This window comes from Roseiarcus sp. (genome assembly GCF_049514155.1).
Taxonomy (GTDB): domain Bacteria; phylum Pseudomonadota; class Alphaproteobacteria; order Rhizobiales; family Beijerinckiaceae; genus Roseiarcus.
The window spans coordinates 1-7509 of the sequence record NZ_JBEKVH010000168.1 but is presented as its reverse complement, the minus strand read 5'-3'; the positions used below and the strand labels follow the sequence as shown (position 1 = coordinate 7509).

The window sequence follows — 7509 nt, the reverse complement described above, 5'->3', positions numbered from 1 at the left end:
ACTTCACCCGGCTGACCGGCGGCGTGGTGGCGATCCATTCGGGCTGGAAACTCTGAATTTGCCGCGCCTGACCAACCTCGGACACGTTTTCAGGCTGACGCGCGCCGGCTTCGTCCTCGCCCGCGAGGGCGCCTTTATCGACCTCGATCCGTCGACGCTGCCGCCGCTGGCCCACCTGCCGCTGTTCCTCGCCAATCTCTTGGCGCGGCGCAACGCCCACGGCTTCAGCGGCCTGGCGGCGGCGATCGATCGGCTCGGCCCCTCCTACGTCAAGCTCGGCCAGTTCCTCGCCACACGGCCCGACATCGTCGGCCCCAGGGTCGCGATCGAATTGGAGAAGCTTCAGGACCGCATGGCGCCGGCCGACCGCGCCGCCGCGGTCGCCGCGCTCGAAGCAGCGTTCGGCGCGCCGATCGACTCGCTATTCGTCGAATTCGGCGAGCCGGTCGCCGCCGCGTCGATCGCCCAGGTGCACAAGGCGCGGGTGCGCGACGCCGCCGGCGAGCGCGACGTCGCCGTCAAGCTGCTCAGGCCAGGCGTTGAGCGGAGATTCGCGCGCGACCTCTCCGACATGTTCTACGCCGCGCGCAGCGCCGAGCGGTTCGAGCCGCGGTTGCGCCGACTGCGTCTGGTCGAAGTGGTCGAGACGCTCGCGCGCAGCGTCAAGGTCGAGATGGACTTCCGGCTCGAAGCGGCGGCGGCCTCCGAGTTCGCCGAGAACCTCGCCGACGATCCTGGGTTCCGAGCGCCGAAGATCGATTGGGACCGCACGACTCGCGCCGCGCTGACGATGGAATGGATCGACGGGACGCCGCTCAGCGATCCCGCGCGCCTTGCCGAACTCGGCTTCGACGCGCCCAAGCTCGGCCGGGCCTTGATCCAGTCGTTCCTGCGCCACGCCCTGCACGACGGCTTCTTCCACGCCGACATGCACCAGGGCAATTTCTTCGTCGACGCCGAGGGGCGCATCGTCGCGATCGATTTCGGCATCATGGGGCGGCTCGGCCGCAAGGAGCGGCGGTTTCTCGCCGAAATCCTCTACGGCTTCATTCGCCGCGACTACCGACGGGTGGCGGAAGTCCATTTCGAGGCCGGCTACGTGCCGGCGACCCATCGGGTCGAGGATTTCGCCCAGGCGATCCGCGCCGTCGGCGAGCCGATCCACGCCCGCACCGCCGACCAGATCTCAATGGCCAAGCTGCTGACGCTGCTGTTCGAGATCACGGGCCTGTTCGACATGTCGACCCGTCTCGAACTGGTGATGCTGCAGAAGACGATGGTCGTGGTCGAGGGCGTCGCGCGCAAGCTCGACCCGCACCTCGACATGTGGGCGACCGCCGAACCGGTCGTCGGCGGCTGGATCGCCGAGAACCTCGGCCCGCGCGGCCGGCTTGAGGACGTCGGGGGGGCGCTGGCGCAACTGGGGCGCATGCTCATCGACGCCCCGGAGCGGCTTGAGCGCCTGGCGCGCCGCCTCGAGGCGGACGACGATTGGCGCGCTGGGCGACCGACCGAACCGCCGCGTCGCGGGATCGCAATCCCCGCCGCGCTTTGGGCCATCGCCGGCATACTCCTACTGATAGTTTATCACTTTAGCTAACCCGAGGGAAAGAAAGAAAATTTTATCTACATGGCGCGGCTGGGCGCAGCTTCGCCATTGCACAACTGTTGATCCGGGCCCTATGTTGAACGGCGCAGCGCCGTGGACGAGGCGGACCGTCCGCCGCCGCGCCCCGAAGACCTGAGGCATGACCGCACAGACACTCGCGAGCGCCCGCATCCTATTGATCATCGGCGGCGGCGTCGCGGCCTACAAGTCGCTCGACCTGATTCGCCGCCTGCGCGAACGCGGCGCGACGGTGCGCGTCGCCATGACCGCCGCCGCCCAGCGGTTCGTCACCCCCCTTTCGGCCGAGGCGCTCAGCGGTCAGCCGGTGCGCGCCGACTTGTTCGCCCCGACGGAACAGTCGGGCATGGGCCACATCGAGTTCTCGCGCGAAGCCGACCTCCTGGTGGTCGCGCCGGCGACCGCCGACCTCATCGCCCACATGGCGCTCGGCCTCGCCGACGATCTCGCGACGACGACGCTGCTGGCGACCGACAAGCGCGCGCTGGTCGCGCCGGCGATGAACCTGCGCATGTGGCTGCACCCCGCCACCCAACGCAACGTTGCGACCCTGCGCGGCGACGGCGTGCTGTTCGTCGGGCCGGACGACGGGGAGATGGCCTGCGGCGAATATGGACCGGGCCGTATGGCCGAACCGCTGGCGATCGTCGCGGCGGTCGAACGCGCGTTGCAGGCGCCGACCGTCCTTCCGCTGCCGCCGGGCGTCGGTCTGCCGCGCGGCGGCGCGCTGGCCGGCCGACGGGTCGTCGTCACGTCGGGCCCCACTTACGAGCCGATCGATCCTGTCCGCTTCCTCGGCAATCGCTCTTCCGGCCGACAGGGCCACGCGATCGCCGAAGCGGCGCGCGCAGCGGGCGCCGAGACCATCCTTGTCAGCGGCCCGACCGCGCTCGCCGATCCGCCCGGCGTCAGGGTCGTGCGGGTCGAGACGGCGCGCGAGATGCGCGACGCGACGATCGCGGCGCTGCCGGCCGACGTCTTCGTCGCGGCGGCGGCGGTCGCCGACTGGCGGGTCGAAGACGCCGCCGAGGAGAAGATCAAGAAGCGCGGCGACGGCGCGCCGATCCTGCGGCTCGTCGAGAACCCCGACATTCTCGCCGAGGTCTCGGCGCGCCGCGGCGATCGGCCGGCGCTCGTCGTCGGTTTCGCCGCCGAGACCCAGGCGCTGATCGACAACGCGCGCGCCAAGCTTAAGCGCAAAGGCTGCGACTTGATCGTCGCCAATCGCGTCGCCATCGGCGAAGGGACATTCGGCGGCGCCGAGAACAAGGTGACGATCGTCGCCGCCGACGGAATCGAGGAATGGCCGCGCATGGGCAAGACGGAGGTCGCCCGCGCGCTTGTCGCCCTCGTGGCCCGCAAGCTGACGGGGGCGCCATGATCGACGTGCGCATTCGCCAGTTGCCGCACGCGCGCGGTCTGCCGCCGCCGCGCTACCTGAGCGCCGGGGCCGCCGGCATGGACCTCGTGGCGGCGATGCCGGAGGGGGACGAGATCGTGCTCGATCCGGGCCAGCGCGCGTTGGTGCCGACCGGCGTCGCAATCGAACTGCCGAGCGGCTACGAGGCGCAGGTGCGCCCGCGTTCGGGGCTGGCGCTCAAAGACGGGATCACGGTGCTCAACAGCCCGGGAACGATCGACGCGGATTACCGCGGCGAGATTGGCGTTATTTTGATCAATTTTGGCCAAAGCCCTTTTTCCGTTCGGCGAGGCGCGCGCATTGCGCAACTCGTCGTCAACCCAGTCGTGCGCGTCGCCCTCGTTGCAAGCGACGCACTCGAAGCGAGCGAACGCGGTGCGAAAGGCTTCGGTTCCACCGGCCGCTCAGACGAGGAGAAATAGGATGAACCTGTTGTCGAGACGCAGCCTGCTCGCCATCGCGGCGGTCGTCGATATCGCATTGCATTCGCGCGCCTCGCCGGTCGCCGCCAAGGCGCTCGCCACCCGCCACAAACTGCCGCCGCGACATCTCGAGACGCTGTTGCAGGGTCTCGTCCACGCCAAGATTCTCAAAGGCGTGCGCGGCCCGCGCGGCGGCTACGAACTCGCGCGCGAACGCCGCCGCATCTCGTTGGGCGAAATCGTCCGCACCTCGGTCGGCCTCAGCACCGCCGAACCGGACGAGATCGGCTCGCATTCCAAGCTGGTCGAAAAGGTCGTCGACCCGGCCGTGCGGCGCGCCGGCGAGTCCTTTCTCGTCAATCTCGACGCGATCACCATCGAGCAATTGTGCGAGGACGCGGAACGCGCCCATATTCTGGAGGAAGAGAAAGCGGCGGGAGATTTTGCAATCTGATAGTGTTAGTCAACAAATTCCATATGACAAAGCCGGTAAAATATGTAAACTAGAGGGAAACGGTCGCTCGACCGATCGGGCGACCCAAGGAGGCTTAGGTCAATGTCGGAAACCGGCAAGGATAGGAAAGGCGACGCGTCGCGGCCGCGCGGCCGCGGCCGCGTCTATGGGTCGATCACCGAGACGATCGGCGAGACGCCGCTGGTGAGGATCGACCGCATCGCCCGCGAGCGCGGCGTGCGCGCCAACCTGCTGGCCAAGCTCGAGTTCTTCAATCCGATCGCCAGCGTCAAGGACCGCATCGGCGTGGCGATGATCGACGCGCTGGAGGCGCAGGGGCGCATCGGCTCGGGGCGCGGCGTGATCATCGAGCCGACCTCCGGCAACACCGGCATCGCGCTCGCTTTCGTCGCCGCGGCGCGTGGCTACAAGCTCACCCTAGTGATGCCGGAATCGATGTCGATCGAGCGGCGCAAGATGCTCGCCCTGCTCGGCGCCGAACTGGTGCTGACCCCCGCTTCGCTCGGCATGAAGGGCGCGATCGCCAAGGCCAACGAGCTCGTCGCCGCAACCCCTGGCGCGGTCATGCCGCAGCAGTTCGAGAACCCCGCCAATCCGGAGATCCACCGCCGCACCACCGCGGAGGAGATCTGGAACGACACCCAAGGCGGCGTCGACGTCTTCGTCGCCGGCGTCGGCACCGGTGGCACGCTGACCGGCGTCGGCCAGGTGCTGAAGGCGCGCAAGCCGGGCGTGAAAGTGATCGCGGTCGAACCCGAAGATTCTGCCGTGCTGTCCGGCTGCGCGCCGGGGCCGCACAAGATCCAGGGCATCGGCGCCGGTTTCGCGCCGCCGGTCCTCGACCGCGGCGTGATCGACGAGGTCATCGCGGTGGGCAACCAGACCGCATTCGACACCGCGCGTCTGATCGCGCGGCTCGAAGGAATTCCGGTCGGCATCTCATCGGGCGCGGCGGTGGCGGCGGCGATCGACGTCGCGCGACGGCCGGAGAACGACGGCAAGACGGTCGTCGTCATCATCCCCGACTTCGCCGAGCGTTATCTGTCGACGGCGCTGTTCGAGGGACTGTAGGCGGGCGCTCAGGCCATGCCCTTCACCTCGCCGAGGATTCCGCGCGTCAGCGAGCCGTCGGTCGGATAGAGCGGGATCAGGCACGCCTGCAGCGCGTGATAGAGGTCGGGCTTGCCGACGAAATAGCCGGCGATCGGCGTGAGCGAATCGTCGAGTTGCGGCAGCCAGCCGCCGTCGCGCCGGTCGATGAAGCGGCGCGCGGCGAAGCTCCACAGGCGCCGATACCACGCCTCGACCTCCGCGCCGCCGTCGAGCGCGCCGAGAAACGTCGCCGCGCCGATTCCCTCGCACACCGGCCACCACAGCCGGTCGCGCACGCGCGGCGCGCCGCTCCATTCGAGCGTGTAGTAGACGCCGCCCAGCCTCTTGTCCCACCCTTCCGCGAGCGCGCGCGCGAACAGGCCGCGCGCCGCGTCGGGAAGCCAGCCAAGACGACGACCGCCGAGCGCCCACAGCTGCAAGGCGAGCCGCGTCCATTCGAGCGAATGGCCGGGCGTCACGCCATAGGGGCGGAACATGTCGGAGCCCTTGTAGTCGCGGTCGACCGTCCAGTCAGCGCGATAATGCTCGGGCACGCGCCAGTCGCAGGCGGAAGCGGAGCGGCGCAGGATCAGGTCGGCGATGCGCTCGGCCTTGGCGAGGAAACCGCCGTCGCCGGTCGCTTCAAACGCCGCCATCAGCGCTTCGGTGAGGTGCATGTTGGCGTTCTGGCCGCGATAGTCGGAGAATGGCGTCCAGTCCTCACGGAATTCCTCGGCGCTGGCGCCATGCGCCTTGTCCCAGAAGCGCGTCTCGAGAATCTCGGCGACGTCGGCGAGCAGCGCGTCGGCGTCGGGATGGCCGACGCATTTGGCGCTCGCCGCCGCGAGCAGGACGAAGGCGTGGCCATAGGCGAGCTTGTCGCGCTCGCACGGGCCGTCGTCGTCGAACGACCAGAAATAGCCGCCGTGCTTGGCGTCGCGATGGCGCTCGCGGATCGCCTTCACGCCGTGATCGATAATGTCGGCGGCGCCGGGCCGGCCGAGCAGGTGGGCGATGGCGAAGCCATGGACCATGCGCGTCGTCTCGTGCAGCGGCCGCACGCGCTCGCTCGCCAGCGGCCGGCCGCGCGCGTCGAGATTGGCGAAACCGCCCTTGGGATCGATCAGGTCCGGTTCGTAAAACGCCAGCAGCGAATCGGCCTCGGCGGCGAGCCAGCGGCGGTGGGCGGGGCGGGCGCGCCAGAACGGCGGCGCAACGGGCAAGGTCATGGCTATAGCGTCTCCTCCGCGCGCGAATCTGCGGCCTTTTGGCGCCCGACGCCAGTCCCCCTCTCGCCGCATGCGGATGGGGACGAGCGCGAGCGCCAAGCAAAGTTTGTGGCGCCGCGCCCGGCAAGCTGGCATAAGGCGGCGATGACGACGAGCGAATCCCTCGGTCCGATGGCGTCCGGCGCCGCCGACGCCGACGCCGGTTTCGGCGTTTACATCCACTGGCCGTTCTGCCTCGCCAAATGCCCCTATTGCGATTTCAACTCGCATGTGCGGGCCGAGCCGGTGGACGAGGAGCGATTCGTCGCCGCCTTCAAGACCGAGATCGCCCATCGCGCCGCGCTGACGCGAGGACGCGAGGCGCGCTCGATCTTCTTCGGCGGCGGCACGCCCTCGCTGATGAAGCCGCAGACGGTGCAGAGCCTGATCGACGCGGTGGCGGCCGCCTGGCCGCTCGCCGCCGACGCCGAGATCACGCTCGAGGCCAACCCCACCAGCGTCGAGGCCGGGCGCTTCCGCGGCTATCGCGCCGCCGGCGTCAACCGTCTTTCGATCGGCGTCCAGGCGCTCGACGACGACGACCTCAAGGCGCTCGGCCGCCGTCACAGCGCCGCCGAAGCGGTCGAAGCGGTCAAGACCGCGGCGGCGATCTTCCCGCGCTATTCCTTCGACCTCATCTACGCCCGCCCCGGCCAGACCGAGGCGGCCTGGCGCGCCGAGCTGGAGAAGGCGATGGCGATGGCCGGCGAGCATCTGTCGATCTACCAACTCACCATCGAACCCGACACGATCTTCGAGCGGCTGTGGCGGGCCGGCAAACTGGCGACGCCGGACGAAGAGCTCGGCCGGGCGCTGTTCGACGCCACCCAGGAGATCGCCGAGGCGCACGGCCTGCCGGCCTACGAGGTCTCCAACCACGCCCGGCCGGGGGCGGAATGCCGGCACAACATGATCTACTGGCGCTACGGCGAATATGTCGGCGTCGGCCCCGGCGCGCACGGCCGCATCCTCGGCCGCGACGGCCGGCGCGCCCAGGCGACCGAGAAGCACCCAGAAATGTGGCTGACCCAGGTCGAGAGCGAAGGCCACGGCCTGATCGAGAATTCGCTGCTCAGCGCCGAGGAGCAGGGCGACGAATTCCTGCTGATGGGGCTGAGGTTGCGCGAGGGCATCGATTCGACCCGCTTCGCCGCCTTGAGCGGCCGGACGCTGCGCCGCCGCCAGATCGACGACCTCGTCGCCGA

The 7509-nt window shown here is 69.3% G+C and carries 7 protein-coding genes; 6 read left to right on the top strand and 1 reads right to left on the bottom strand.

The genetic code is table 11. The annotated features are described in order from the left end of the window. Positions 1 to 58 precede the first annotated feature (58 nt). The 5 genes from ubiB (at position 59) to cysK (ending at position 5015) form a co-directional block, all read left to right on the top strand. Positions 59 to 1600, top strand: coding sequence for a 2-polyprenylphenol 6-hydroxylase (gene ubiB / locus ABSF49_RS18405; RefSeq protein ID WP_424114097.1), 1542 nt, complete (start codon positions 59 to 61; stop codon positions 1598 to 1600). Between the two features lie 148 nt (positions 1601 to 1748). Next, on the top strand, positions 1749 to 3008 hold the full coding sequence (coaBC, locus tag ABSF49_RS18400) for a bifunctional phosphopantothenoylcysteine decarboxylase/phosphopantothenate--cysteine ligase CoaBC (RefSeq protein WP_424114096.1): 1260 nt from the start codon (positions 1749 to 1751) through the stop codon (positions 3006 to 3008). Beyond that, a complete protein-coding gene (dut, locus tag ABSF49_RS18395) occupies positions 3005 to 3469 on the top strand; it encodes a dUTP diphosphatase (RefSeq protein ID WP_424114095.1) in 465 nt (154 codons plus the stop codon). The genes coaBC and dut overlap by 4 nt, the downstream gene beginning before the upstream one ends. Before the next feature lies 1 nt (position 3470). After that, positions 3471 to 3923: an RrF2 family transcriptional regulator gene (locus ABSF49_RS18390; RefSeq protein ID WP_424114094.1), complete on the top strand. Its 453-nt coding sequence runs from the start codon at positions 3471 to 3473 to the stop codon at positions 3921 to 3923. Positions 3924 to 4025: 102 nt separating this feature from the next. After that, on the top strand, positions 4026 to 5015 hold the full coding sequence (gene cysK, locus ABSF49_RS18385; protein ID WP_424114093.1) for a cysteine synthase A: 990 nt from the start codon (positions 4026 to 4028) through the stop codon (positions 5013 to 5015). Positions 5016 to 5023: 8 nt separating this feature from the next. On the opposite strand, the gene ABSF49_RS18380 is transcribed toward cysK, so the two are convergent. Beyond that, complete coding sequence (locus ABSF49_RS18380; RefSeq protein WP_424114092.1) at positions 5024 to 6265, bottom strand: AGE family epimerase/isomerase; 1242 nt, start codon at positions 6263 to 6265, stop codon at positions 5024 to 5026. A 144-nt stretch (positions 6266 to 6409) separates the two neighbouring features. Between ABSF49_RS18380 and hemW the strand changes: the two genes are divergently transcribed. Then, a partial coding sequence (gene hemW / locus ABSF49_RS18375; protein WP_424114091.1) for a radical SAM family heme chaperone HemW occupies positions 6410 to 7509 on the top strand: 1100 nt, incomplete at its 3' end.

What these genes read in the sequence shown, in the direction of transcription:
- dut (WP_424114095.1), top strand. Translation starts at nt 3,005, where the DNA reads ATGATCGACGTGCGCATTCGCCAGTTGCCGCACGCGCGCGGTCTGCCG.
- coaBC (WP_424114096.1), top strand. Translation starts at nt 1,749, where the DNA reads ATGACCGCACAGACACTCGCGAGCGCCCGCATCCTATTGATCATCGGC.
- cysK (WP_424114093.1), top strand. Translation starts at nt 4,026, where the DNA reads ATGTCGGAAACCGGCAAGGATAGGAAAGGCGACGCGTCGCGGCCGCGC.
- ABSF49_RS18380 (WP_424114092.1), bottom strand. Translation starts at nt 6,265, where the DNA reads ATGACCTTGCCCGTTGCGCCGCCGTTCTGGCGCGCCCGCCCCGCCCAC.
- ABSF49_RS18390 (WP_424114094.1), top strand. Translation starts at nt 3,471, where the DNA reads ATGAACCTGTTGTCGAGACGCAGCCTGCTCGCCATCGCGGCGGTCGTC.